Origin of the sequence: Arthrobacter sp. H35-D1, from assembly GCF_030063185.1 — a bacterium.
Lineage (GTDB): Bacteria > Actinomycetota > Actinomycetes > Actinomycetales > Micrococcaceae > Specibacter.
This window is the reverse complement of sequence record NZ_JASISP010000001.1, coordinates 187,054-209,715: the sequence shown is the minus strand read 5'-3', so window position 1 is coordinate 209,715 and position 22,662 is coordinate 187,054. Positions and strand designations below refer to the sequence as shown.

The following is a 22,662-nucleotide window of genomic DNA, read 5'->3' as shown; positions in this document are numbered from 1 at the left end:
GGTTTACGGCCACGAATCTTTGGCATTGCTCACGGTGTTGTTTGCTTGAGTTTCTGGGCGAACATGATCAGGATTCCGCTGGGACCGCGCAGGTATGTGAGCTTGTAGATGTCCTCGTAGGTGGCCACCCCACGCAGCGGATGATAGCCGTGTTTGGCAGCAATCGCCAGGGCTTCTTCGATGTCGTCGACGGAGAAAGCGACTCGATGCATGCCGATTTCATTCGGCAGGGTGGGTTCGGTCTCGATCGCGTCCGGGTGGATGTATTCGAAAAACTCGAGGCGCCCGTGACCATCCGGTGTCTGGAGCACCGCGATCTTGGCGTGATTTCCGTCGAGACCAACAGCCGTATCGGCCCACTCACCGCTGACAGTGTCGCGGCCGAGCACGGTGAGACCCAAGTCGGTAAAAAAGGCGATCGTAGCTTCGAGGTCACGAACGGCGATCCCGACATTATCGAGTTTGATGGACACGTGTTGAAAGCTACCAATGCGTACCGAGCAAATCAAGTAGCTCAGCGCAACAACTGCCCGTAAGCCGGTCCCTTCACAGGACACGAAGGCGCAAAATCAAAGATGTTATGAGCGCTGACCCGCCACAGTCCCGTAAGACCCGTCCGGTGAGTTGTCCGCTGACGCGGGGGCCCTAAGTTGCACACTGATTTGCATGTCTAGGATTGTGAACGGCTACGCGTGTCTACGGAAGAGCAAGATCTAACCTCACAGCATGATGCCCTGGCAGCCCTTGGCGTTGAGTCGGAACGCGTCTATGTTGATCACGGTTTTACCGGCAGGAACAAAAACCGCGCATGACTCCGTGAAGCCTTAGCCGCGTGCCGGGCTGGGGATACGTTCGTCGTTACCAAACTTGACCGTCTGGCCCGTTCTGTCCGGGATGCCCATGAAATTGCGGATGACCTCGCCAGCCGCGAGGTCAAAATCAGCATCGGCGGTTCCGTCCATGACCCTACCGATCCAATGGGAAAACTTGTGTTCAACGTGTTGGCGATGATTTCCGAGTTTGAAGCCGACCTTATTCGGATGCGCACCTGCGATGGAATGGAGGTTGCCAAGACCAAGGGGCGGCTTCGGGGGAAGAAGCCCAAACTCTCGGTGAAGCAGGAAAAGCACCTCCTCGAACTGCATACCGCTGGTGAACACAGCAGGGCCGAGCTGGCTGAGCTGTTTAGCAGAGGTCGTTCCACCGTCTACCGAGCCATTGAACGCGGGCAGCTGCGGAACATAAACCACGACAGCCCCTGAAATTCTGTGCTGTGCACTTCTGACATTTTGTGCACTCGAAAATGACATTTTGGACGCTGTTGAGGGTCCTGCTCGTAGGGGCCTCAATTCGGGGCATTTTTGAGCAGGACCTTCAACAACAGGACGGCACCTGCCTTGTCGAGGGGGTTATTTTTATTGCCGCACTTGGGCGATTGCACGCACGAGGGGCATCCGGACGGGCATTCGCAGGCTTCAATGGCTTCCATGGTCGCCTTGAGCCAAGTGCGCGCCATGTCGAAGCCGCGCTCGGCAAATCCAGCTCCGCCGGGATGCCCGTCATAGACGAAGATTGTAGGCTGGCCGGTGTCGGCATGAAGGGCAGTGGAAACACCGCCGACATCCCACCTGTCGCTGGAGGCGACCAAGGGCAACAAACCGATGGCAGCGTGCTCGGCGGCGTGGAGGGCACCGGGAAATTGTGGTTCCACGAGGCCTCCGGCCAACAGCGTCGCGTTGTCGAGGGTAAACCACACGGCCTTCGTCATCAGGTCTCGGGCTTCCAGCTCCAGTGGTTCTTCCCCGAGAACTTCATTGGAGATCACGGCCTTGCGCTGGAAGGACACCACTTGGGTGCGCACCTGGACGGGGCCAAAATGCATTTCCACCGGCCCCCAGACCTGATGCTTTGTCGACTCGAGCACTTCGATCTGGGTGACGTCCCGGGCCGTGGTGTAAAAGTCGGGGGTTCCACGGCGCACTAGGGCGCAGTGTTCGGCCTCGTTGAGTTCCAGCACCATGTAGTTGGTGCCCTGATGGACGTACACGGCTCCGGTGTGGGCCTGGTAGTGGGATTGCGGTGATCCCATGGTGCCCAGCAATGTACCGGTGTCCGCTTCGATGATGTTGATGGGTCCGCCGCCGTCGTCGCGCAGGTTCACCATGGAAGCGGCGCTTTGGGGGTGGGTCCAGAACCAGCCCGCGGGCCGCTTGCGCAGGTATCCTTGGGCCACCAGCTGATCGAGCAAGGCCGGGGTGCTGGCATCGAAAATGGTCAGGTCCTGATGGGTGATGGGCATTTCGGCGGCCGCCGCACACAGGTGCGGACCCAAAACGTAGGGATTGGCGGGGTCGAACACGGTGGCTTCCATGGCCCGGTCAAAAATGGCTTCAGGGTGGTGGACGAGGAACGTGTCCAGCGGGTCGTCGCTGGCCACAAAGGCTGCGAGGGCGTCTTGGCCGGCCCGTCCTGCCCGGCCTATCTGTTGGAAGAAGGATGCTCTGGTGCCAGGCCAGCCAGCCACCAAAACGGCATCCAGGCCGGAGATGTCGATGCCCAGTTCCAAAGCGGAGGTGCTGGAGACCCCGAGCAGGTCCCCGGCACGCAGCGCCGACTCCAATTCCCGTCGTTCTTCGGGCAGATAACCCGAGCGGTAGGCGGCCACACGTGGGGGCAGGCTGGGATCGACGTCCGCCAGCAGGCGCTTGGCCACGGAGGAGATGGTTTCTGCGCCGCGCCGGGACTTGATGAAAGCGATGGTTCGCACGTGCGCGGACACAAGGTTCGCTAGCAGGTCGGAGGTCTCGGCAATCGATGTCCGTCGGGTTTTGGCTCCGTTCTCGCCCGCAAAATCTGTCAATTCAGGCTCCCACAACGCCACTGTGGTGGCCCCATGGGGGGAACAATCCTCGGTCACGGTGGTGACGGGCGCACCAATCAGGCGGGCAAAGGACTCGCCGGGATCCGCTGAGGTGGCGGACGCCCCGATAAACACAGGATTGGAACCGTAATGGGCGCAGATTCTCCGCAACCGACGCAGGAGCACGGCCACATGGGAGCCGAAGACACCCCTGTAGCTGTGCGCCTCGTCGATGATCACGTATTGCAGGCGTTTGAAGAAACGAGCCCACCAGGTGTGATTGGGCAGCACGCCAAAGTGCAGCATGTCGGGATTGCACAGGATGAAATTGCTGTGCTCGCGAAGCCAGCGCCTGTCGCCCGGGGCCGTGTCGCCGTCGTAGGTGGCCGCACGCAAGGTGGGCAGGTGCAATGAATTCAGTGCCGCCAGCTGGTCTGCAGCCAAAGCCTTCGTGGGGGAAAGATACAGGGCCACGGCTCCTTCGGTCTCCAGCAGGCCGGGGTTTTCATTCACCTTTAGCTGCGCCCTGTGCACGGCGTCGACGGCCGGCAATTGGTAAGCCAGGGACTTGCCGGAGGCAGTGCCGGTGGCAATGATGGTGTGTTGGCCGCCGTGGGCGGCATCGGCACTCGCTATCTGGTGGCGCCAAGGGTGTGCAACGCCCAGCATCGAATAGGCGCCCACTATGTCAGGGTGCACCCATTGCGGCCACTGCGCATTGACTGCCTGCCGGGCCGGAATATTGTGGACATGCTGCAGCTGCGGTGGGTTCGTTCCCCCACCCAGCAGCGAAATTAGCGAATTATTGGGTGACACTCCATCATTGTGCCACCGCGGGCCTCACAGCTTGGCCATCTCCGTCAGCCGTTCCTTGGGTACCAGGACAGTGATGGGACTCAGGCTGCGCCAGCCAAGTTTGGTGTACAAGCGTTGCCCCCCTGTGCTGGCCAACATCAGCCCAGTTGCCACAGGGTAGGCAAGGGCCTTGGCCGTCAGTGTTTTCATGATCAGCATGCCAAAGCCGCTGCGACGGTGGTCGGCATGGGTCTGCAAGCCGTCGAAGATGGCATACTCACCGTAAATGCCCACGCTGCCGCTGGCCAGCACCGTTTGGCCCTTGACAATGGCGACAGAGAAACGGGCGTCGCAGGCAGATGCGCTGCGTTTGCCGCCCAGTGTCTTGACCACCAGGGACAGCTCCGGGTCGCCCAGGAACGGATCCTGGTTGTCCTGGGTCTCCATGGCGCACTCCATGAGGTGTTCGGAATTTGACACCATTCCCAGTCCGAACTTGTGCGCCAATTTTACGTAGTGGTGCACATCGGGACCCAAAACACACAGTGCACGGTGGGCGGACTCCGTTACTTCACCAGCCACGGTGGCGAACGTTGCCGGCGTCGGAGCACAGGAGAAATACTCCCAGTCGCCGGTGCTGTCCAGCCGCATGGCTGCAAAGAAGCCTGGACCGGAGCGGGTTTGGTAGCTCCGCAACGCACTCCAGCCGGCAAACCATGCTGCAGCGCGGGCCGCGAGCTCCGTGGAACCAACCATCATGACTCCAGCCTATGTCGGGATTGGGACGGGGGCAGACAAGCCCTGAGTCATTTGTTTGAACGAAGTACGCTTTAACACGTGTCTTTGAACAAAATTGTGCTCTTTTACGGCTTTACCCCTCTCAATGATCCTGCAGCGATCAAGCTTTGGCAGCGCGCACTGTGCGAAAAGCTCAGCCTCAAGGGGCGCATCATCATCTCCAAGGACGGCATCAACGCCACTGTCGGAGGCGACATCAAGGACCTCAAACAGTACCTGAAAACCACCCGTGAATACACGGGCTTCAGGAACCTGGACATCAAGTGGTCCGACGGCACAGGGGAGGACTTCCCTCGATTGAGCGTCAAAGCTCGTGAGGAAATTGTCAGCTTTGGCGCGCCGGGCGAGCTCAAAATCGACGAGAACGGCGTGGTGGGTGGCGGCACCCACCTCAAACCCGAAGAACTTCACGAACTGGTCGCGGAGAAGGGTGCCCACGGCGAGGAAGTCGTGTTTTTTGACGGTCGCAACGCCTTTGAAGCCCAGATTGGCAAGTTCAAGGACGCCATTGTTCCGGACGTCGCCACCACCGCCGACTTCATCAATGAACTGGACTCCGGCAAGTACGACGACCTCAAGGACAAGCCGGTAGTGACCTACTGCACCGGGGGCGTCCGTTGCGAAGTCCTCAGTTCCCTCATGGTGAACCGCGGCTTTAAAGAGGTTTACCAAATGGACGGCGGCATTGTCCGCTACGGGGAAACGTTCAAGGACAAAGGCCTGTGGGAAGGTTCGCTTTATGTCTTCGACAAGCGAATGCACATGGAATTCAGCGACGAGGCCAAGGAAATCGGCCACTGCATCCGATGCAACAAGCCCAGCAACAAATTTGAAAACTGTTCCAACCTCAGCTGCCGAAACTTGAACCTGTACTGCGTGGGCTGCGCCAGCAATCCCGAAACGTTGCTTTGTCTCCAGGGCTGTACCGACTGATCAGTGGGCCCACCGCCCTTTCCAGGGCCCCGGTCGCCGACGTTGGCATGCAAGAATGGGCGGCATGACTTTGGATGACGAACTGGACCGTCTTTTCAATGCGCGGGACCGCAGCAACATGCAGCCAACCATCGACGCCTTGCTCCCCATCCACGCTTCCCATCCCAAGAATGCCCGCGTGCTCTACGAAGTCGGCGGAGCATATGACACGGCCGGCCAGGAAGCAACTGCGCAGGGATTCTACGAGAAGGCCCTTGCAGCAGGGCTGGAAGGTGACCTGCTTCGCCGGTGCTACGTCCAGTACGGCTCGACACTGCGGAACGTGGGCGATCACGAGAAGTCACTCGAGGTTTTTGCGGCAGCTCGCAAGAAGTTTCCCGAGTCCGCGGCATTGGGGGTATTCGAGGCCATCACGTTCCATGCCGCGGGGCGATCAAATGAAGCCATTGCATCCCTGCTCGACCTGACAGCGGACTTCGTTCGAACTCCAGACATCGATCGATACAAACCTGCGATCAATGGCAATGCAGCGTATATCCGCTCACTGTAGGGAAGCGAAAAAGCTTCCTCCGCCGAGTAGCGCCACACAACCGGTTACCAGGTTGTGGAGCGCGAGTATTCCGCGATGATCACTCCCGAATTGAATGTGCGTGACCGAGTGCGCTGGAAAAGACGAGGGTTGTAGCTTGCGCCGCCGAACATGGGTATTCCGTCGCCGAGCACGACCGGGTTGATTTTGAGGACGAGATGGTCGATCTCGTCGAGAAGCGAACCAGCCAAGGTGCCGCCGCCCGCCAACCAGATTCCCGTTCCTTCCTGCATGCGGAGCTGGCGAATCGTGGCAAGCGGGTTGGGGCTGACCGTCACGTCGGACGGAACATTCCGGGGCTGCCGCGACGCCACGAACTGTTTCAAATGCGGGTAGGGGCTCCTAATGCCAGCATGGAGCGCGGGCGTGTAGGTGTCCCATCCCATCATGACGGTGTCGAACCTGGAGCCATCCGACTGCAACCCGAGCGCAGATTGGACATGGGCCGGGATGGTGTCGATGAAGTCGTTCAGAATCACCTTCATGTGATCTCCGCTTTCGGGGAACGCGCTGAAGTCTCCATCGGGGGCTGCGATCCGCCCGTCCAGACTGGTAGCAACGTAGTAGGTCACATCTCGCATGAAAGTCTCCATTCACCACTTCGCTAGTGATTGGAAAATATACTGCATCTGTAGTGGTTGCGCTAGCCTGTTGGCATGGCAAGGAATGATGACCGCAGACGAGCCCTCGCCGATGCCGGGATCTTGGTTCTTGCCGCCGAAGGGGCCCGCGGACTCTCGCACCGTGCCGTCGACCGCCGTGCCAGTGTTCCCCAAGGGACGACTTCCAACTACTTCCGCTCCCGCAGTGCCCTGATCCGTGCGCTGGTCGCACGGATCGAGGAAAGGTTGATGCCGGACCCCGACGCGCACAGGGAGCTGGGTGGACAACTCCCCGATCGGAAACTCTTCGAGGCGTACATGCGCGACATCGTCGATCGTCTCCTCGCCTCCCCGGAGGTCACGATCGCGCTCTTCGAGCTGCGCCTTGAGGGAACTCGCCGCCACGAGGTGGCCGACGTGATCTCGGCTTGGCGGCGTGCCGGCTTCGCGTCCGCCGTCGAGTTCAATGTGGCGGCCGGGCTGCCAGGAGGGGCGGAAGAAATCGCCCTGTTCCACTATGCAATGGACGGACTCGTCTTTGACGCACTAACAACGCCCATGGACGCGGATCGGGACCCCTACTCCAGCATCCACACTCTTGTTGAGCGGCTTCTGCCGGATTGAACACACCGCCTGCGCGCTAGGCTCGGCTGGTGAATCGGAGGTAGTAGCCATCGGGATCCGTGACACGGAAATCGACAAGCCCCCAATCCCGATGGCGGAGGTCTTCGGCGAGAGTGATTCCCTTATCGACGATTTGGTCGCGAAGGGCAACCACGTCGTCGACCTCGACGACCAATTCAGTCATGACAGGGTGGGCGCGCCGCGCAGGATCGATGGGGTTGGCCTGGCATACGCCGATCCGGACGCTGCCCATGCGCATCGACGCGTAGCGTGGCGGCCGAGTCCTGCGATCGGTCACTTGAAAGCCCAAGCGTTCGTGGAATTCTGTCGTCAATTCCACGTCTCCGGGGAACAACTCAACTCGCAGGGAGGCATCCATTAGTCCCATTGTGGCGCAACCGCAGGAGCCCGTCGAGGTACGGGCTGGTAGCGGCGCACTTTTCGGCCCGAGCAACGGCGGGCACAGTTCCTGTCAGTGCTCACGGGGCCTTGCGGGGCGCCCACTCAGGGCGAAGGCACGCAGCGACGTATTTCTCAGCGCGAAACCGCCGACTGCAAGGACGCAGAGGCCCCCACCTGCCGCCAAGGTGGCTGTGGGTGAACCGAAGCCGGCCATCAGTCCGGCAAGGAAGTTTCCCAGCTGTGGTGAACCGACGCCGACCACCTGTTCAACTGCGCTGATCCGTTCCCGCAAGGCATCAGGAGTGGCAAGTTGGAGCAGCGTCCCTCGCGAGACGACGGCGACTGTGTCTGCCGCGCCGGCAATCGCAAGGAAGGTCAGCGTGGGCCACAGGCCGGAGGAGAGCCCCGCCATGGCCAAGGATGCTCCCCAACAGGCCGTGGCGAGAAGCTGAACCTGACCGGTCCGTGAGCTGCCGGTGACAACGCTTGAGGCAGCGCTGGCGCAGATGCCGCCAATGGCGATGGCGGAGAGGAGAAATCCCAAGGTCTCAGGGTTGCCGCCGAAGCGTTCTTCGTTCATGGCCGGAAACAAGGCGATAAACCGCATTCCGTCGCCAATGGCTCGAACGCCGGCACGTCCAGTTTGTGCAAGTGGCTTGAGCGCTGGCAAGCCGGCGATTCCGCAAAGTGCTGCACAGCAGGCCAGTGCCTCCACGACATAGCAGGCAGCAAGGCCCCACCCCGCGATGATGAGGCCGGCAAGAACCAGTCCGGTGAGCATGCTGGTCTGGAAGTTGAGGTGGGAGAGGGCAACTCCGGCGCCAGCCTGGTCTTCGGGAAGAATGCGTGAGACGAACGTGCGCGGGCCGGACTGCCAGGGTGCCGCCGACAAGGGCCAAGACAACGGATGGAATTGCGTTGCTCAGCCCAACAACGCCCACCCAGAAAGAGTGGTGCGTCATGTTCCACAGCTGCCCGAGCACGGCGACAACTGTGATCTGGCCACCCACGGCCTGGAGGGATGTTCCGATCCAAAGCTTGCGAAATGTGGCGTCCCGCAGCGGGCGCGTGTCGATGGCCCGGTCGAGCAATGTCACTCCTGGTGCGCAGCCTCGAGATGGTCGGCTATCCGTTGGTGGAACGGCCTCTTGGCCAGGGCGGCTTGCATGTCTTGGACGACCTGGGTGAGTGCGTAGGGCAGCTCGTTGTTGAGTTCCTGAATGGCTGTTTCGGTGGCCCGCCATTCGGCTTCCAAGAATGGAATCAGGGATTGTCCTTGTGCAGTTAGTTCGATCGTGCGAGTCCGGGCATCCGCGCCAGGAGAACTCTCCACCAGTGCGTCCTTCTTCATCGCCGCGACGGTCTGGCTCATCGCGGAATGCGTGACGTTGATCTGTGTAGCGAGCTCCTTCACAGTCAGGGGGCCCAGGTGTTGCAGACGGATTAGGGCCATGCTGAACCTTGGCCGCACCGTTTCGATTCCGCGGTCCTTGTAGATGAGGGCGATGTCATCGTCCATGCTGTCCAGCAGGCGCTTCAGCGGACGGATGATGCTCTCTTTGGTCGGGTCTTCATTATTTATCACAGCACTAATATAACAGAGCTCATGGAATATAGGAACTTCCCGCGAAGACGCGGATGCTTCTCATGGGGGAGGCAACTTTCGAGGCCTGTCGACAAATCGCATGGGCGTCTGCTGCCGCTGGTAAGTTCGCCGAATGAAGGCTTTTCGATACGTATACATGGCCTCGTTTGTTGCAGCCGTGGAGTTGGCGGATTGAGTGTTCAACGCCTACCAGGAACGTGCCTGGATATGCCCAGGGCAACTTTTTCGAGGGTTGGGCGGTTCATTTCCGAGGGGCGCGGGCGCCGGACGCATGCAAGGGTCGACGGCGCTCTCAGGAGCCTGCCGCATCATCGATCCGGCGCAGCAGCCCCGCAAGGACTGCCTGCTCTTCGAGGCTAAGTGTGGCAACGATGGCCCGTTCCGTTTCGAGGTGGTCGGGCAAGGCTTTCTCGACAAGTTCCTTTCCGGCATCGGTGAGCGCAACAAGTGTGCCGCGGCCGTCATTCGGGTTCATCTCGCGCCGGACGAGCCCGCGGCTTTCCAGTTTGTTCAGGCCCTGCGCCACCGCGCTCGTGGAGATCATTGCTGCTTGTGCCAAGTGGGCTGGGGCTATCCGGTACGGGGCGCCGCTGCGCAGCAGTGTAGCGAGCACATCGAACGACGACGCATCCAGGCCATGCCGTGCGAAGGTGTCCGCCAGACGGGATTCGACGGTGAGTGCCGTGCGGCTCAGCCGGCCAATGACAGCCATGGGGGAGACGTCCAGGCCGGGTTTCTCCATCCTGACCACCGCCTTTGCGCCCGCGCTTTGGGGCACCACGTACCTCACAACCACTATGCTCCTGCCTGCGGATCGCCCGTTCCTCGCCGCAACATTGCGCGCGCTCCCTGCCGGAATGCTGCTCCTTTTGATGTGCCGTCGGCTGCCGAGGGGCGAATGGTGGTGGAAGTCTTGGATTCTGGGGATTTTGAACATCGGGGCCTTTTTTGCGTTGCTGTTCATCGCGGCCTACCGGCTGCCGGGCGGTGTCGCCGCGATTGTTGGCGGTATCCAGCCCCTTGTCGTCGCGTTCCTGGCCAGTCGGGTTCTCCATGAGCGGCTGACCGCCCGGGTTGTTGCGGCCGGCATGACGGGCCTTTTGGGGGTGAGCCTCATAACGCTGCAAGCACAAGCCCGACTGGATGCCATCGGCATCCTGGCAGCCGTCGGCGGGGCTCTTTCCATGGCTACCGGGATCGTCCTTTCCAAAAAGTGGGGACAGCCCGCGTCCCCACTGGCCACCACATCGTGGCAACTGATCACGGGAGGGCTCACCCTCTGCATCGTGATGCTCGCGTTCGAAGGGCGTCCCGCCACTTCGCTGACGTCATTGAACGTCGTCGGCTACACCTACCTTGCCGTCGTCGGCACAGCTTTTGCCTACGTCATGTGGTTTCACGGCATATCCCGTCTTCCCGCGAGCACCACTGCTTTCCTCGGGTTGCTCGGCCGCGATCGTCACCAAAGGCGTGAAGCGTAGCGCTGAGCCAGGCTCCTCAGGCCTAGCGCCACCTCCCCGTCAGCCGTCGAATCCACGTTCGACGTCGGGCATCCAATCTGAGCGAGTCGGAGCATGGACCTCTTTTACTACTCGTCCGGCGCATTCTGTCCCGAAAAACTGCCACTGGCCATTGATCCGGGCTGATTGATGTTGCTAGCGTGAGGGTGAAAAGCGGAAGGTTGTTTCGATGGTTCGCGTGACAGCAGGAGCGCCAGTTGCCGGCCAACACCTGCAGATGGTGCCGGTTCATCCTTCGCTGCGGAAGTATTTCGCCCGCCCCCATGTCGGTTTCGTCGAGGACTCCACGGGCGAAGACAGCTGGGTCGAGTATCCGAACGGGATGGTCACGATGATCATCAACGTGGGTGACGCTTTCGGCGGGCACCCGTCGGCCTTTGTTGCGGGTCTGAGCGAGACGTTCGATGTCATCGGACGCGACGGAGCCATCGAGTGTTTGGACATGAAGTTGACGCCTCCGGGAGCGCGTCGGTTGCTCGGTATTCCCTTGGGGGAGCTGACCGGGTCGATCGTGGCACTCCGCGACCTGCTGGATCCGTTCACGGCGGGGGCCGCCGAGAGCCTGGACACGGAAAGCGCCTGGACCGCCCGTTGCCAGCTACTCGATGCGGCACTGCTGCGGCGCCACGATGACCAGACCAATGTCGATCCCCGCATCGAGTGGGCCTGGCGCCGCATCACGGCCCGGCAAGGAATGCTCAGTATCAGGGACCTGGCAGAGGAGGTCGGGTGGAGCCAGCGACACTTCATCCGGTCGTTTCGTCGCGAACTCGGACTGACCCCGCACAAACTTTCCCGCATCACCAGGTTCAACGCGGTGCTGCCCGAGTTGCGCACCGGAAGGATGGACGGTGCGAGTCTTGCCGCTGGGCACGGATACGCCGACCAGTCCCACCTGATTCGCGAGGTTCGCGAATTCACCGGATCCACTCCGAACAGCTTGGCGGGGACCGGCCGACCCTGAGGTGCGGCTGAGGTCGCTTTTATCCAATCGAGGAACCGGTGGGGGCCGTAGTGTTTCTTCATACGACGACGACGGTCCCCGTCCATTGAGTGAAGGAGAGGAAACAATGCCCGCCACATCAAGCATCACGCCCGTCTTGGTCTACTCCGATATCGAGTCCGCCCACACGTTCCTCGTTGAAGACGTGGACGCGCACTATGAACGTGTTCGCGCGGCGGGTGCGGTGATCGAGCACACACCGCAGGACCAGCCTTACGGACGCCGCGAATACGGTGTTCGCGACCCCGAGGGCCACCGTTGGTGGTTCGGGACAGCGCTGGAGTAGCAAACGGCAGGTGGCATGTGGTTGGCCCTACAATGGACCGCATGAACGTCACGTCTGTCCTCAGCCGACAAATTACCCGGAGCCCCGGCGCTGTTCGAGCGCGGCGAAGCGGGCTTGTCACCATGGCTGTTTTCACCGGCGCTTGGTCGATGTTGGGCTTGGCCAGCGGGGTCTTGGCGTTGCAGATCGCAGCATGGGTGCTGATCGTTGCAGCAGTTTATTTCTTCATCCGCAGCACACGGGCGGGTGCCCCGTCCCCGGCTGGAAAGACCGACCCGGCGCCAAGCAACTCTGCCCGCCTGTCGGCACCCTCGGACTCACGATTCGTGGTGGCGGTGATTGCGGAAACAGTGGCCATCGTGGCAACGGTGTTCATATTGTTGACCCTGCACCTGCCCCAGTATGTTGTGCCGCTGGTGGCAGTGATTGTGGGCGCCCACTTCTTCATCTTCATCCGCCCCGGCGATCGCACGGTGCATGTCATCGCCGGCAGCGCAGGCGTCGCCGTCGGCCTCGCCGGCATCGCCCTGATCGCTCAAGGAAGACTGGACCCGGTGGTTGTGCGTGGTCTTCTAGGCTGCAGCTTCGCCTTGATCACCGCCTACTACGGATGCTATTTCCTCTCCTGGCGCTTCGTCGATGCAGACCCAAACGAAGGAGCCTGATGCCGCGACCGACTGCCACGCTGCTGCGAACCCCGGGGGACTGAATTGGCGATTGCGACGCCAGGCTAAAAGTCGTGGCCGCCGTCGCCACTTCCAGGGACAGTCGGATGATAGCGGTGCAAATGCACCCGCCGCGTGAAACGGATCGCAGGTCGGATCAGCATTTCGATGCTGCCCATCACGAACAACCACGTACCGATACTGGTCAGCGACGGGGAAAAGAAAAAGAAGCTCCCCACCAGAAACCAACACCCGATCAGTAGATCGTTGACGATGCTGATCGTTTCGTAGCGCTGGCGAATGACGAGCTCTTCGGGTCCCAGATGCAAAATCAGCGGGCCGCCGGAATCGCCCCCACCGGCTTGAGCTGAAGTGGCATCCATGGGTCAATCGTACTGCCGATCGAGTGATTGATCCTTCTTGCCGAGCCCGCTGTCAGACGCGACAGCCCGCACCACGGGCCATCAATTCTCGGCGGTGGGCGTTGGGTTGCGCGACGGTGTTGGCTGGTACAGCTGCACAAGTTCCGAGCCGAGGCGGGCAAGGTGAGCCTTGACGGCTTCGGGTTCCAGCACTTCGACAGCGCCGCCCCAGCCAGCGAGCTGTTCCGCGATCGAGCGTGCCATCTGCGCCGTGACACGCATTTGCACCCGTCCGCCTTCATCGAGGCCCAGCTCTTGGCAATGCCGCCCGAAGTATTCGCGAAAGGCTGGGAGCAGACGGATATCGACGAGCATAGTGGCCGAGACGATCGAGCGGTGCCGCTCAACTTCGTCGACGACCAAGCCCCACTCGCGAGGCAGTTCGAAGTCGGCGGCACGCTCAGCCGCAAGTTCGGTAACGGTTGCCTCAATGATGCGGTCGATGCGGAATGTCCGCTGTCCGGCCTCGGTTCCGGCGACCAGATACCAGACACTGTCCTTGTTGACCACGCCCCACGGGTCGACCAATCGGCGTGTTCTTTCGTGGACGCGGTTCTCATACTCCAGTGATACTTTGCGGCGGGCAACCACGGCGGCTTGCAGCTGGTCGACGCGCTCGGGGCGGGGCCGGTCGGTTTCACCCCACGGCGTGGGATCGACGATGAGGGCCGTGGCGGCGGCGTGGGCCTGGGCGCGGAAGGTCTCCGGCAGCGCCTGAACAAGCTTTTGCAGCGCCGATCGGGCCGCGGAGTCGAGCGCTGTTGCGGCCCCGATGAGCAGGAAGATGGCCTTCACCTCGCTGGAAGTGAGGCCTGTCAGATCCGTGCGGGCGCCGCCGAGCAACGACCACCCGCCGCCGCGGCCTGGCTGCGGGTACACCGGGACTCCTGCCACGGACAGCGCCTCAAAGTCGCGCCGGCTGGTGGCAACAGAGACCTCAAGCTCGGCCGCGACCTCGGCGGCGGTGACCCTGCCCCGGGCCTGCATCAGCAACAACGTGGCTACCAGCCTGTCTGCGCGCATGCCACAAGTCTCCCACTAAAAGTGCTCACAGGATGAGCACTTTTCCTGGCCATACTTGTGATTACCACTGCGGCGGTCCAACCATCTCTTGAGCCACCGCCCCGAGCAAAGGACCAAGACGATGTTTCGAGGATTAGCCACCATCAGCTTCTATGCGGACGACGTGCCCGCTGCAGCGAAGTGGTACACCGAATTGCTGGCCGTCGATCCGTACTATGCCTTTCCGCCACCGCCCGCACCGGCGGCGTACATCGAGTTTCGAGTGGGCGACGACCAAGACGAATTTGGCATCATCGATCGCCAGTACGCGCCTGTTGGCGCAGCCAACGTTCCGGGCGGGGCCGTCGCGTTTTGGCATGTTGACGACCTCGCTGCGACCGTCGAACAGTTGGCGGCAATGGGGGCCACCGTGTACGAACCGCTGACCGAACGAGAATCCGGCTTCTCCACCGCGTCGTTCATCGACCCTTTCGGCAACGTCCTGGGCATCATGGCCAACCCGCATTACCTGGAAATCCAAGCTCGGAGGAACCCGTCATGAACAATGCCTCATCCACCCCTGAAAGTGCACAGCACCCTGAGCCCCCTGAGCGTCCTGTACGAACAGTTGCGCAGAAAATGGGCCTCGAGCCGGGAAACCGCGCCTTCCTGCTGGCAGCGCCGCCTTCCGCCGTGTCGGCCATGCAGCTGCCCCCGCTCGCCATCCCACCCGAAGCAAACGGTGGGTTCGACTACCTGCATCTGTTCACCACCACACAAGTCGAGATGACAAGCGCCTTCCCCGAGCTCAAGGCGCACCTGGCGCAATCCGGGATGCTGTGGGTGTCGTGGCCCAAGGCAAGGAAGCATGGCACGGACCTCACCCTTGCCGCAGTCGTAAGGATCGGGTATTCGCACGGCTTGGTCGAAAGCACCTGCTTGAGGGTGGACGAAACATGGTCTGCGCTCAAATTCACCCACCCCAAGCCGGGCAAAACCTACAACAACAGCCACGGCACACTCCCAACGAGCTCGCCGCGGCCGTCGCTTGGGCCCATGCCGGACTCGTTAGGCTTGGTGCATGACTGATTTCTCCACCGTGCCGGACGCACCACGCAGCGACATCCCGGACCTGCTGACCGCCCTCGCTGCCGATCTGCTGGCCCTTGACTACACGGTCGACGGCGTGGCGGAGCTCCTGGGCGAGGAAGCCCACCAAGCGCTGGGCCGGGACCAGACGGTGCCGGCCGCGCTGGTGCTGCACGGCCGTGCGGAGCCGTTGGCCGCCGTCGTGCGCTTGTGGCTGCTGGCCCACAGCATCCCCGCCGAGGAAGTCGCTGCGGCCCTGCCCAGCCTCGACATCAAGACGCTGACGACCATGGGAATCGTTGAAGCGGTGCCCGGCACGGACAGCACAAGCAAGAACATGAAAACCACGGCGATGGTGCGCGCCGCCATCGACCTGCGCCCCTATGGCTGGCCGGCCGCCGAGGAGGGCGGGGAAGACACCAACCTGTGGGTGGCCAGCGACCTCGGCGCCCACCAGCGCCCCGGCGTGCTGCGCCACGACCACGTCCTGGGCATTGGGCAGGCGTCGCTGACGCTGGCCCAAGGCACCATTCGCCGCCCCGTGGACCGTGCCTTGGACGTAGGAACCGGCTGCGGCATCCAGCTGTTCCACCTGCTGCACCACGCCAAAACCGTCGTGGCCACCGACATTTCCGTCCGCGCCCTGGCCTTCACCCGCTTCAACCTGCTCCTGAACGCCCCGGCGCTGGGCCTGGGCCCTGCCGACTTCGAGCCAAGCACCGCCAATCCGCGCGTGTCCCTGCGCCTGGGCAGCCTGCTGGAACCCGTCGCCGGGGAGAGTTTCGACCTGGTCGTCTCCAACCCGCCCTTCGTCATCACGCCCCGGCACGGCGGTGAGCGCAGCACCGAACAGTTCACCTACCGCGACGGCGGACTGGCCGGGGACGCGATCGTGGAGAGCCTTGTCCGCGAGCTGCCAAGCATCCTGGCCCCCGGCGGGACGGCCCAAATGCTGGGCAACTGGGAGGTTACCAAGGACGACGCCGGTGCCCCCGGAGCGTGGTCCGCCCGCCCCCGGCAGTGGGTTGGGGAAGGGGTGCAGGCCTGGTTCATCCAGCGCGAGCAGGTCAGCCCGGGCAGCTACGCCGAAACCTGGTTGCAGGACGCCTCACAGGGACGGGACTCCGATGCCTACGCCGCCGCTTACGAGGACTACATGCTCGATTTTGCCTCCCGGAACGTGGCCGGCGTGGGCTTTGGCTACATCCTGCTGCGACGGCCGGAAGCCGCGGTCCTGGAATCCCGAGTCCAGGGAGTCGCCGGCATGGACGCGGCGCACGGCTGCAAGTTCAGCACCGACACCCGCTTTGAGGAAATCCTTTACCCCGTCGAACAGCCTGTGGGCCCGCACCTGGCCGCCACGTTGGACCGTGAAGCCTGGCTGGATGCGCGCGAATCCATCCTGGACGAACTGCTGGTGGTGGCCGGGGACGTCACCGAGGAACGCCACCAACGCCCGGGCGCCGAACACCCCGGGGTGATCCTGCTGCGGCAAGGCGCGGGGCTGCGCCGCACCAACCTGCTCAGCACTGAACTGGCTGGATTTGTCTCCGCCAGCGACGGCGACCTCACCGTGGGCCAGTTGATCGGCGCGCTCGCAGCCTTGCTGGAACGACCCGACGACGAGTTCTCCGAAAGCCTTTACGGCGAGGTGTGCAACCTGGTCAGGGACGGCTTCCTGCTCCCTGCCTAAACCTGCAGCCAGCCCAGGGGATTCGAGTGTGCAGTAGTTGGCAATGTTTGACGGAAACATTGCCAACTACTGCAAACTCGAATTTGTGGTGGGGGTTTTGTGGTGGGGGTACCGTGGGAGCAACGCTGAGGAGTCGCCATGGTCCTGGGAAGCAACGCCCCGTGGTGGGCCATCCTGCTGTGCCTGCTGGCCGCCGTGGTGCTTCCCACCTTGATTGGGCTGGAACGGCAGATCAACAACAAGTCAGCCGGCATGCGCACCCACGCGCTGGTGGGCTTGGGGGCGGCACTGTTCATGGTGGTCAGCAAATATGGTTTTTCCGATGTGCTTGAGGCCAACCTTGTCCGGCTTGACCCCTCGCGGGTGGCCGCACAGATTGTGACGGGGATTGGCTTCATTGGCGCCGGCCTGGTGTTTGTGCGCAGGAACAAGGTGCGCGGGCTGACCACTGCCTCCTCGATCTGGCTCACGGCAGCGGTGGGCTCGGCGGCCGGGGCCGGGCTGTTGCTGCCGGCCGCGTTCACCACGGGCGCGTATTTTCTGGTGGTTGTGGTGTATGCCAAGGTCATTGCCCGGCTGCGAGTGTCGGGGCGGCGCTACCACGCGCTGCAGGTGACGTATGTGGACGGGACGGGGGCGTTGCGGGAAATCCTGCAAAGCTGCACGAACCTTGGCTTTCAGATTCAGGGCTTTACCACCCGGCCGATGGAACACTTGGGCAGCGGGGTGCTGGGCCGGGCGCTGAATGAGGAAAGCGTCCCCAACGGGCCGGATCTCGTTGAAGTTGAGCTGGAAATCGAAGGCCTGGCACCACGCGGCACGCTCCTGCAGGAGCTCTCGGCACTGCCCGCCATCAAGGCCATTTCCTTTGACGACGAGAACGAATAGCAGCGGTGTTTAGGCCGCAAATTTTGTCTTCGATTTTTTGCACAATACGCGTTCACTGCAAAAATATGGTGAACTAGGCTCTGGGGGACGCCGTTCGTCCCCGTTCATTCCCTGTAGGAGTACCGTGCCCAGCAAGGCAGCAGCCAGCAAGCCCAAGACCGGCAAAAAGCTCGTTATCGTCGAGTCCCCTGCCAAAAGCAAGACCATCGCCAAGTACTTGGGCGAGGGGTTCGTCGTCGAGGCCTCCATCGGTCACATCCGCGACCTCCCGCAGCCTTCCGAGCTCCCTGCGGAACTGAAGAAGACCTCGATCGGCAAGTTCGCCATCGACCTTGACCACGATTTCAAGCCGTACTATGTGATCTCCCCGGACAAGAAAAAGAAGGTTGCCGAGCTCAAGGCGCAGCTCAAGGACGCCGACGAACTTTACCTGGCAACTGACGGGGACCGCGAAGGCGAGGCGATCGCGTGGCACCTGCTCGAGGTGCTCAAGCCCAAGGTGCCCGTGCACCGCATGACGTTTGCTGAAATCACGAAGGAATCGTTGCAGCGCGCCATGGGAAACCTGCGCGAACTGGACACCGACTTGGTGGACGCGCAGGAAACCCGTCGCGTGGTGGACCGCTTGTTCGGCTACGAGCTTTCCCCGGTGCTGTGGCGCAAGGTGGCCCCGAAACTGTCCGCCGGACGGGTGCAGTCCGTGGTGACCCGCATGGTGGTGGAGCGTGAACGTGAGCGCATGGCGTTCCGGTCCGCCAACTACTGGGACCTCGCCGGCACGTTCACCCCTGAAACCGGTGAGAAATTCAACGCCAAGCTGGCCGCCGTGGACGGTCTGCGCGTGGCTTCCGGCCGCGACTTCAACGACAAGGGCGAGCTGACAGGCAAGAACGTCACGCACTTGGACGAGGTGGCCGCCAAGGCACTGGCCACGGGCCTGCAGGACGCGCCCTTTGCCGTCCGCTCCGTGGAGCACAAGCCGTACACCCGCCGTCCGGCGCCGCCGTTTACGACGTCGACCCTCCAGCAGGAAGCTGGGCGCAAGCTGCGCTTCACCTCCAAGTCGACGATGTCAACTGCCCAGCGCCTGTACGAAAACGGTTACATCACGTATATGCGTACGGATTCATCCTCGCTGAGCGACGAGGCCGTGAACGCGGCCCGCCGCCAGGCGTCGGAACTGTACGGGCCCGAGTTTGTGCCGACGGCCAGGCGCGTTTACGCCAACAAGAGCTCCAACGCGCAGGAAGCCCACGAGGCCATCCGCCCCGCCGGCGACTCCTTCCGCACCCCGGCCCAGGTGGCCAGTGCCCTGCGCGGGGACGAGTTCAAGCTGTACGAGCTGATTTGGAAGCGCACCGTCGCCTCCCAGATGGCGGACGCCAAGGGTTCCACGGCCACCATCAAGTTGGGTGCCACGGCTGCTGGCGGCGCTGCCGACGGCAAGGATGCAGAGTTCTCGGCCTCCGGCACGGTCATCACGTTCCGCGGTTTCTTGGCTGCTTACGAGGAAGGCCGCGACGAGTCGCGCAACGACTCCGACGATTCGGACCGCCGCCTGCCCAACGTCAAGGAAGACGACGCCCTGACGGCCGCCGATGTCCAGGCCAACGGCCACGACACCTCCCCGCCGCCGCGTTTCACCGAAGCGTCGCTGACGAAGGAAATGGAAGAGCGAGACATTGGCCGCCCTTCCACCTACGCCTCCACGCTTTCAACCATCATGGACCGCGGCTACGTCCGCAAGCAGGGCTCCGCCCTGGTTCCCAGCTGGATTGCGTTCTCCGTGGTGCGCCTGCTGGAAATTCACTTCACCGACTACGTGGATTACGAATTCACTGCCGGCATGGAAACCGGCCTGGACAGGATTGCCAACGGCCAGGAGCAGGGCTCCGACTGGCTCAAGCACTTCTACTTTGGTGACGGGGACGACGTCGGACTCCAGAGCATTGTGAACAACCTCGGCGACATTGACGCCCGCGACATCAACTCGATGCCCATCACCGACACCCTGGTGCTGCGCGTGGGCAAGTTTGGCCCGTACCTGGAAAGCACCGTCCCCACGCTGGACCCCAAGACCGGGGAAATCATCGAGGCAGCGCGCGCCAACGTGCCCGAGGACCTGGCCCCCGACGAGCTCACGCCCGCCAAGGCGCAGGAGCTCATGGACACGGCAGCCCCCGAGGAGCGCGTGCTCGGCGTCGACCCTGTTTCGGGGCACTCCGTGGTGGCCAAGAACGGCCGCTATGGACCCTACGTCACCGAGCTCATCCCGGAGATGACGGCCGAGGAAATCGCCAACCAGCCGGTGGAATACTACAAGAACGGCAAGCCGAAGCCGCCGAAGAAGCCGGTCAAGGCCAAGCCGCGCACCGGCTCGCTGTTCAAGACCATGAGCGTTGACACCATCACGCTGGAGGAAGCGCTGGCCATCATGAGCCTGCCGCGCGTCCTGGGTGAAGATGCCGAAGGCAATGAGATCACTGTCCAGAACGGCCGGTTTGGTCCATACCTGAAGAAGGGCTCAGACTCCCGTTCCATCGGCACGGAAGAGGAAATCTTCAGCACCACCCTGGAACAGGCGCTGGAGATTTACTCCCAGCCCAAGCAGCGCGGCGCCCGGGCCGCGGTGCCGCCGCTGGCCGAGTTTGGCGAAGACCCCGTCTCGGGGAAGAGCATTGTGGTCAAGGAAGGCCGTTTCGGGGCTTACATCACCGACGGCGTCACCAACATCACCGTGCCCCGCGGAACCGATGTTGAGGAGCTGACTCGGGAAACCGCCGTCGAACTTTTGGCGGACAAGCGCGAGCGAGGACCGGTGAAGCGCACCACCAAGGCGCCGGCCAAGAAAGCTGCGCCCAAGGCTGCGCCCAAGAAAAAGGCGCCTGCCAAGAAATAGCCTCGCAGTTTGCGTCGGCTCAAAAAGGCCACTTGTCGGCGATGCAACACAATTGTTGCATCGCCGGCAGGCGGCCTTTCGCATGGAAAGGGGGTGGATGGAGAATAATGGTTCCATGAGATTAGGCGTGCTCGACATCGGGTCCAATACAGTCCACTTGCTCCTTGTCGATGCGCGCCCGGGAGCCAACCCCGTTCCCTACGCTTCCCACAAGCGCCCGCTGAGCCTGGTGAAACACCTGGACGAAGACGGGAACATCAACGATCAGGGACAGCGGGAGCTGATTGAATTCATCCTTGAAGCGTGGGAATTTGCGGCCAAGCACCAGGCCAAGGACCTTCTGGCGTTTTGCACCTCGGCCATCAGGGAATCAACCAACGGCGCCGCAGTGTTGGCCCGGGTCCAGCATGAGACCACCATCCGCCTGACCGAGCTCACCGGTGAGGAAGAGTCCGCCATGACGTTCTTCGCCGTGCGTCGTTGGCACGGCTGGGGTGCCGGGACCATCTTGAACCTGGACATTGGCGGCGGATCCTTTGAAATCTCGCAAGGATCCAACGAACTCCCGGACCTGGCGCATTCGGTACCGCTGGGTGCCGGGCGGCTGACCCGCGAGTGGCTGGCAGAGGACCCTCCCACGGCCAAGAGCATCAAGCACCTGCGCAAGCACATCAAGGCAACGCTCAAGGAACCCATTGCCGCCACGCAAGAGCTGGGGGCGCCCAACATCGTCACGGGCTCTTCCAAGACGTTCCGGGCGTTGGCGCGCATTACGGGGGCTGCGCCGTCGTCCATGGGGCCCTACGTGCGCCGCGAACTGCACCTGAGCGATCTTGGGCTGTGGTCCCAGCGACTCTCCGCGATGTCCTCCGCCGACAGGCTGTACCTGCCCGGCGTCTCCGCGCCCCGCGCCCCGCAGGTGTTGGCCGGGGCTTTGGTGGCGCAAAGTGCCCTTGAATTATTCAATGTGACAACCATGCAAATCAGTCCTTGGGCGCTGCGCGAAGGCCTGATCCTGCGGCGCCTCGACCAGCTGGTTTTTGATGGCCCGCTGGACCCGCCGGCGCACGTTGGTAAGCTGAGAAATTCGGACACGGAGTAGGCAGAGATGACGCAAGTACCAAGCAATGCACCAGACGACCAGCCAGAGGAAGTCTCGGAGAGCCCCAAGCGCCCAATCCCCGTGGCGCTTTCCACGGCCTCCGTGTATCCATTGTCGGTGCATGACGGTTTCGCGATTGCCGCCGACCTTGGCTACGACGGCATCGAAGTGCTGGTGACGCACAACGGCGACAGCCAGGATTCATCCGCATTGAATCGGTTGGCAGAGCGCTACGAGCAGCCCATTGTCGCCATCCACGCCCCGACTCTTTTGCTGACGCAGCAAGTGTGGGGAAGTGCTTGGAACAAGGTCCAGCGGTCGGCCCAGATGGCGGTGGACGTCGGCGCCGACGTCGTGGTGGTGCACCCACCCTTCCGCTGGCAGAACGACTACGCCGAGACGTTTGCCCAGGGCGTGCGCGATGTGGCGGACGCATTCGGCATTCGCATTGCCGTTGAAAACATGTACCCGTGGCGCGTGCGCGGGCGGGAAGCGTTGGCTTATCTGCCACACTGGGACCCCGTTTCGCAGGACTACCAGGATGTCACGTGGGACTTTTCGCATGCAGCCACCGCCGACGCCTCCAGCCTTGACGCGGTCAAGGCCCTGGGCTCGAGGTTGCGGCACATCCACCTCACCGACGGCACCTCGCCCTCAACCAAGGATCAACACCTGATCCCGGGCCACGGCACGCAGGAATGTGTTGAGGTGCTTGCGCACATCGCCAACAACGGGTTCGACGGCGCAGTGGTCGCCGAAATCTCCACCCGCAAGGCCAAGGGGGCTGGGCAACGCGAAGAATGGTTGGCTGAAACGCTGGAATTCGCCCGGGTGCACTTGGGCCAGACGCTTTCCTAGCAGGCATGCGCCTGGCGCGGTCAACT

General features: G+C 62.4%; 24 protein-coding genes and 1 pseudogene. 15 read left to right on the top strand and 10 right to left on the bottom strand.

Annotated elements, in window-relative coordinates; translation table 11 throughout:
• Positions 1 to 29: 29 nt before the first annotated feature.
• On the bottom strand, positions 30 to 473 hold the full coding sequence (locus tag QMG25_RS01025; RefSeq protein ID WP_283456421.1) for a VOC family protein: 444 nt from the start codon (positions 471 to 473) through the stop codon (positions 30 to 32).
• A gap of 219 nt (positions 474 to 692) precedes the next feature.
• Between QMG25_RS01025 and QMG25_RS01020 the strand changes: the two are divergent.
• A pseudogene (locus QMG25_RS01020) lies at positions 693 to 1,262 on the top strand (recombinase family protein).
• A gap of 83 nt (positions 1,263 to 1,345) precedes the next feature.
• On the opposite strand, the gene QMG25_RS01015 reads toward QMG25_RS01020, so the two are convergent.
• Entirely contained in the window at positions 1,346 to 3,676 is a 2,331-nt protein-coding gene (locus QMG25_RS01015) for a DEAD/DEAH box helicase (RefSeq protein ID WP_283456420.1), read from the bottom strand.
• Between the two features lie 24 nt (positions 3,677 to 3,700).
• Entirely contained in the window at positions 3,701 to 4,414 is a 714-nt protein-coding gene (locus QMG25_RS01010; protein WP_283456419.1) for a GNAT family N-acetyltransferase, read from the bottom strand.
• A 78-nt stretch (positions 4,415 to 4,492) separates the two neighbouring features.
• Between QMG25_RS01010 and trhO the strand changes: the two genes are divergently transcribed.
• The gene (gene trhO / locus QMG25_RS01005; protein ID WP_283456418.1) at positions 4,493 to 5,386 is read left to right on the top strand and encodes an oxygen-dependent tRNA uridine(34) hydroxylase TrhO; all 894 of its coding nucleotides are present in this window, start codon (positions 4,493 to 4,495) and stop codon (positions 5,384 to 5,386) included.
• A gap of 64 nt (positions 5,387 to 5,450) precedes the next feature.
• Positions 5,451 to 5,936: a tetratricopeptide repeat protein gene (locus QMG25_RS01000; protein ID WP_283456417.1), complete on the top strand. Its 486-nt coding sequence runs from the start codon at positions 5,451 to 5,453 to the stop codon at positions 5,934 to 5,936.
• A gap of 44 nt (positions 5,937 to 5,980) precedes the next feature.
• On the opposite strand, the gene QMG25_RS00995 is transcribed toward QMG25_RS01000, so the two are convergent.
• A complete protein-coding gene (locus QMG25_RS00995) occupies positions 5,981 to 6,556 on the bottom strand; it encodes a dihydrofolate reductase family protein (RefSeq protein WP_283456416.1) in 576 nt (191 codons plus the stop codon).
• A gap of 75 nt (positions 6,557 to 6,631) precedes the next feature.
• On the opposite strand from QMG25_RS00995, the gene QMG25_RS00990 reads away from it, so the two are divergent.
• Positions 6,632 to 7,201: a TetR/AcrR family transcriptional regulator gene (locus QMG25_RS00990; protein WP_283456415.1), complete on the top strand. Its 570-nt coding sequence runs from the start codon at positions 6,632 to 6,634 to the stop codon at positions 7,199 to 7,201.
• Positions 7,202 to 7,217: 16 nt separating this feature from the next.
• Here QMG25_RS00990 and QMG25_RS00985 read toward each other — a convergent pair whose 3' ends face one another.
• The 4 genes from QMG25_RS00985 to QMG25_RS00970 form a co-directional block, all read right to left on the bottom strand.
• A complete protein-coding gene (locus tag QMG25_RS00985; protein ID WP_283456414.1) occupies positions 7,218 to 7,580 on the bottom strand; it encodes a VOC family protein in 363 nt (120 codons plus the stop codon).
• 93 nt (positions 7,581 to 7,673) lie between these two features.
• A complete protein-coding gene (locus QMG25_RS00980; RefSeq protein ID WP_283456413.1) occupies positions 7,674 to 8,495 on the bottom strand; it encodes an MFS transporter in 822 nt (273 codons plus the stop codon).
• Positions 8,496 to 8,696: 201 nt separating this feature from the next.
• On the bottom strand, positions 8,697 to 9,188 hold the full coding sequence (locus tag QMG25_RS00975) for a MarR family winged helix-turn-helix transcriptional regulator (protein ID WP_283456412.1): 492 nt from the start codon (positions 9,186 to 9,188) through the stop codon (positions 8,697 to 8,699).
• A gap of 313 nt (positions 9,189 to 9,501) precedes the next feature.
• Positions 9,502 to 9,951, bottom strand: coding sequence for a MarR family winged helix-turn-helix transcriptional regulator (locus QMG25_RS00970; RefSeq protein WP_283456411.1), 450 nt, complete (start codon positions 9,949 to 9,951; stop codon positions 9,502 to 9,504).
• On the opposite strand from QMG25_RS00970, the gene QMG25_RS00965 reads away from it, so the two are divergent.
• From QMG25_RS00965 to QMG25_RS00950, 4 genes are all read left to right on the top strand, one after another.
• A complete protein-coding gene (locus QMG25_RS00965; protein ID WP_349307097.1) occupies positions 9,911 to 10,690 on the top strand; it encodes an EamA family transporter in 780 nt (259 codons plus the stop codon). The two genes, QMG25_RS00970 and QMG25_RS00965, sit on opposite strands and share 41 nt — an antisense overlap.
• 208 nt (positions 10,691 to 10,898) lie before the next feature.
• Positions 10,899 to 11,693 (top strand): helix-turn-helix domain-containing protein, encoded by a 795-nt coding sequence (locus QMG25_RS00960; protein ID WP_283456409.1) that lies wholly within the window; start codon positions 10,899 to 10,901, stop codon positions 11,691 to 11,693.
• A 106-nt stretch (positions 11,694 to 11,799) separates the two neighbouring features.
• Positions 11,800 to 12,018, top strand: a complete 219-nt coding sequence (locus tag QMG25_RS00955) for a VOC family protein (protein WP_283456408.1) — start codon at positions 11,800 to 11,802, stop codon at positions 12,016 to 12,018.
• Positions 12,019 to 12,059: 41 nt separating this feature from the next.
• Entirely contained in the window at positions 12,060 to 12,683 is a 624-nt protein-coding gene (locus QMG25_RS00950) for a hypothetical protein (protein ID WP_283456407.1), read from the top strand.
• Positions 12,684 to 12,748: 65 nt separating this feature from the next.
• On the opposite strand, the gene QMG25_RS00945 is transcribed toward QMG25_RS00950, so the two are convergent.
• Both QMG25_RS00945 and QMG25_RS00940 read right to left on the bottom strand, forming a co-directional pair.
• Positions 12,749 to 13,066, bottom strand: a complete 318-nt coding sequence (locus QMG25_RS00945; RefSeq protein ID WP_283456406.1) for a YrhK family protein — start codon at positions 13,064 to 13,066, stop codon at positions 12,749 to 12,751.
• Positions 13,067 to 13,147: 81 nt separating this feature from the next.
• Positions 13,148 to 14,128: a helix-turn-helix transcriptional regulator gene (locus tag QMG25_RS00940; protein WP_283456405.1), complete on the bottom strand. Its 981-nt coding sequence runs from the start codon at positions 14,126 to 14,128 to the stop codon at positions 13,148 to 13,150.
• A 121-nt stretch (positions 14,129 to 14,249) separates the two neighbouring features.
• Here QMG25_RS00940 and QMG25_RS00935 point away from each other — a divergent pair, with 121 nt between their 5' ends.
• The 7 genes from QMG25_RS00935 (at position 14,250) to QMG25_RS00905 (ending at position 22,636) form a co-directional block, all read left to right on the top strand.
• Entirely contained in the window at positions 14,250 to 14,669 is a 420-nt protein-coding gene (locus QMG25_RS00935; protein WP_283456404.1) for a VOC family protein, read from the top strand.
• On the top strand, positions 14,666 to 15,196 hold the full coding sequence (locus tag QMG25_RS00930) for a hypothetical protein (protein WP_283456403.1): 531 nt from the start codon (positions 14,666 to 14,668) through the stop codon (positions 15,194 to 15,196). The genes QMG25_RS00935 and QMG25_RS00930 overlap by 4 nt, the downstream gene beginning before the upstream one ends.
• The gene (locus QMG25_RS00925) at positions 15,189 to 16,889 is read left to right on the top strand and encodes a DUF7059 domain-containing protein (protein WP_283456402.1); all 1,701 of its coding nucleotides are present in this window, start codon (positions 15,189 to 15,191) and stop codon (positions 16,887 to 16,889) included. The genes QMG25_RS00930 and QMG25_RS00925 overlap by 8 nt, the downstream gene beginning before the upstream one ends.
• Positions 16,890 to 17,027: 138 nt before the next feature.
• On the top strand, positions 17,028 to 17,777 hold the full coding sequence (locus tag QMG25_RS00920) for an MgtC/SapB family protein (RefSeq protein ID WP_283456401.1): 750 nt from the start codon (positions 17,028 to 17,030) through the stop codon (positions 17,775 to 17,777).
• A 124-nt stretch (positions 17,778 to 17,901) separates the two neighbouring features.
• Complete coding sequence (gene topA, locus QMG25_RS00915; RefSeq protein ID WP_283456399.1) at positions 17,902 to 20,676, top strand: type I DNA topoisomerase; 2,775 nt, start codon at positions 17,902 to 17,904, stop codon at positions 20,674 to 20,676.
• A 115-nt stretch (positions 20,677 to 20,791) separates the two neighbouring features.
• Entirely contained in the window at positions 20,792 to 21,778 is a 987-nt protein-coding gene (locus QMG25_RS00910; protein ID WP_283456396.1) for a Ppx/GppA family phosphatase, read from the top strand.
• Positions 21,779 to 21,784: 6 nt separating this feature from the next.
• Entirely contained in the window at positions 21,785 to 22,636 is an 852-nt protein-coding gene (locus tag QMG25_RS00905) for a sugar phosphate isomerase/epimerase family protein (RefSeq protein ID WP_283456393.1), read from the top strand.
• Positions 22,637 to 22,662: the final 26 nt, after the last annotated feature.

Bases quoted from the DNA above. Each gene is read 5' to 3' on its own strand.
- QMG25_RS01010 (WP_283456419.1), bottom strand. From the start codon at position 4,414: ATGATGGTTGGTTCCACGGAGCTCGCGGCCCGCGCTGCAGCATGGTTT.
- QMG25_RS01000 (WP_283456417.1), top strand. From the start codon at position 5,451: ATGACTTTGGATGACGAACTGGACCGTCTTTTCAATGCGCGGGACCGC.
- QMG25_RS00995 (WP_283456416.1), bottom strand. From the start codon at position 6,556: ATGCGAGATGTGACCTACTACGTTGCTACCAGTCTGGACGGGCGGATC.
- QMG25_RS00990 (WP_283456415.1), top strand. From the start codon at position 6,632: ATGGCAAGGAATGATGACCGCAGACGAGCCCTCGCCGATGCCGGGATC.
- QMG25_RS00985 (WP_283456414.1), bottom strand. From the start codon at position 7,580: ATGGATGCCTCCCTGCGAGTTGAGTTGTTCCCCGGAGACGTGGAATTG.
- QMG25_RS00965 (WP_349307097.1), top strand. From the start codon at position 9,911: ATGACAGCCATGGGGGAGACGTCCAGGCCGGGTTTCTCCATCCTGACC.
- QMG25_RS00970 (WP_283456411.1), bottom strand. From the start codon at position 9,951: ATGGAGAAACCCGGCCTGGACGTCTCCCCCATGGCTGTCATTGGCCGG.
- QMG25_RS00960 (WP_283456409.1), top strand. From the start codon at position 10,899: ATGGTTCGCGTGACAGCAGGAGCGCCAGTTGCCGGCCAACACCTGCAG.
- QMG25_RS00955 (WP_283456408.1), top strand. From the start codon at position 11,800: ATGCCCGCCACATCAAGCATCACGCCCGTCTTGGTCTACTCCGATATC.
- QMG25_RS00950 (WP_283456407.1), top strand. From the start codon at position 12,060: ATGAACGTCACGTCTGTCCTCAGCCGACAAATTACCCGGAGCCCCGGC.
- QMG25_RS00945 (WP_283456406.1), bottom strand. From the start codon at position 13,066: ATGGATGCCACTTCAGCTCAAGCCGGTGGGGGCGATTCCGGCGGCCCG.
- QMG25_RS00940 (WP_283456405.1), bottom strand. From the start codon at position 14,128: ATGCGCGCAGACAGGCTGGTAGCCACGTTGTTGCTGATGCAGGCCCGG.
- QMG25_RS00935 (WP_283456404.1), top strand. From the start codon at position 14,250: ATGTTTCGAGGATTAGCCACCATCAGCTTCTATGCGGACGACGTGCCC.
- QMG25_RS00930 (WP_283456403.1), top strand. From the start codon at position 14,666: ATGAACAATGCCTCATCCACCCCTGAAAGTGCACAGCACCCTGAGCCC.
- QMG25_RS00925 (WP_283456402.1), top strand. From the start codon at position 15,189: ATGACTGATTTCTCCACCGTGCCGGACGCACCACGCAGCGACATCCCG.
- QMG25_RS00920 (WP_283456401.1), top strand. From the start codon at position 17,028: ATGGTCCTGGGAAGCAACGCCCCGTGGTGGGCCATCCTGCTGTGCCTG.
- QMG25_RS00910 (WP_283456396.1), top strand. From the start codon at position 20,792: ATGAGATTAGGCGTGCTCGACATCGGGTCCAATACAGTCCACTTGCTC.
- QMG25_RS00905 (WP_283456393.1), top strand. From the start codon at position 21,785: ATGACGCAAGTACCAAGCAATGCACCAGACGACCAGCCAGAGGAAGTC.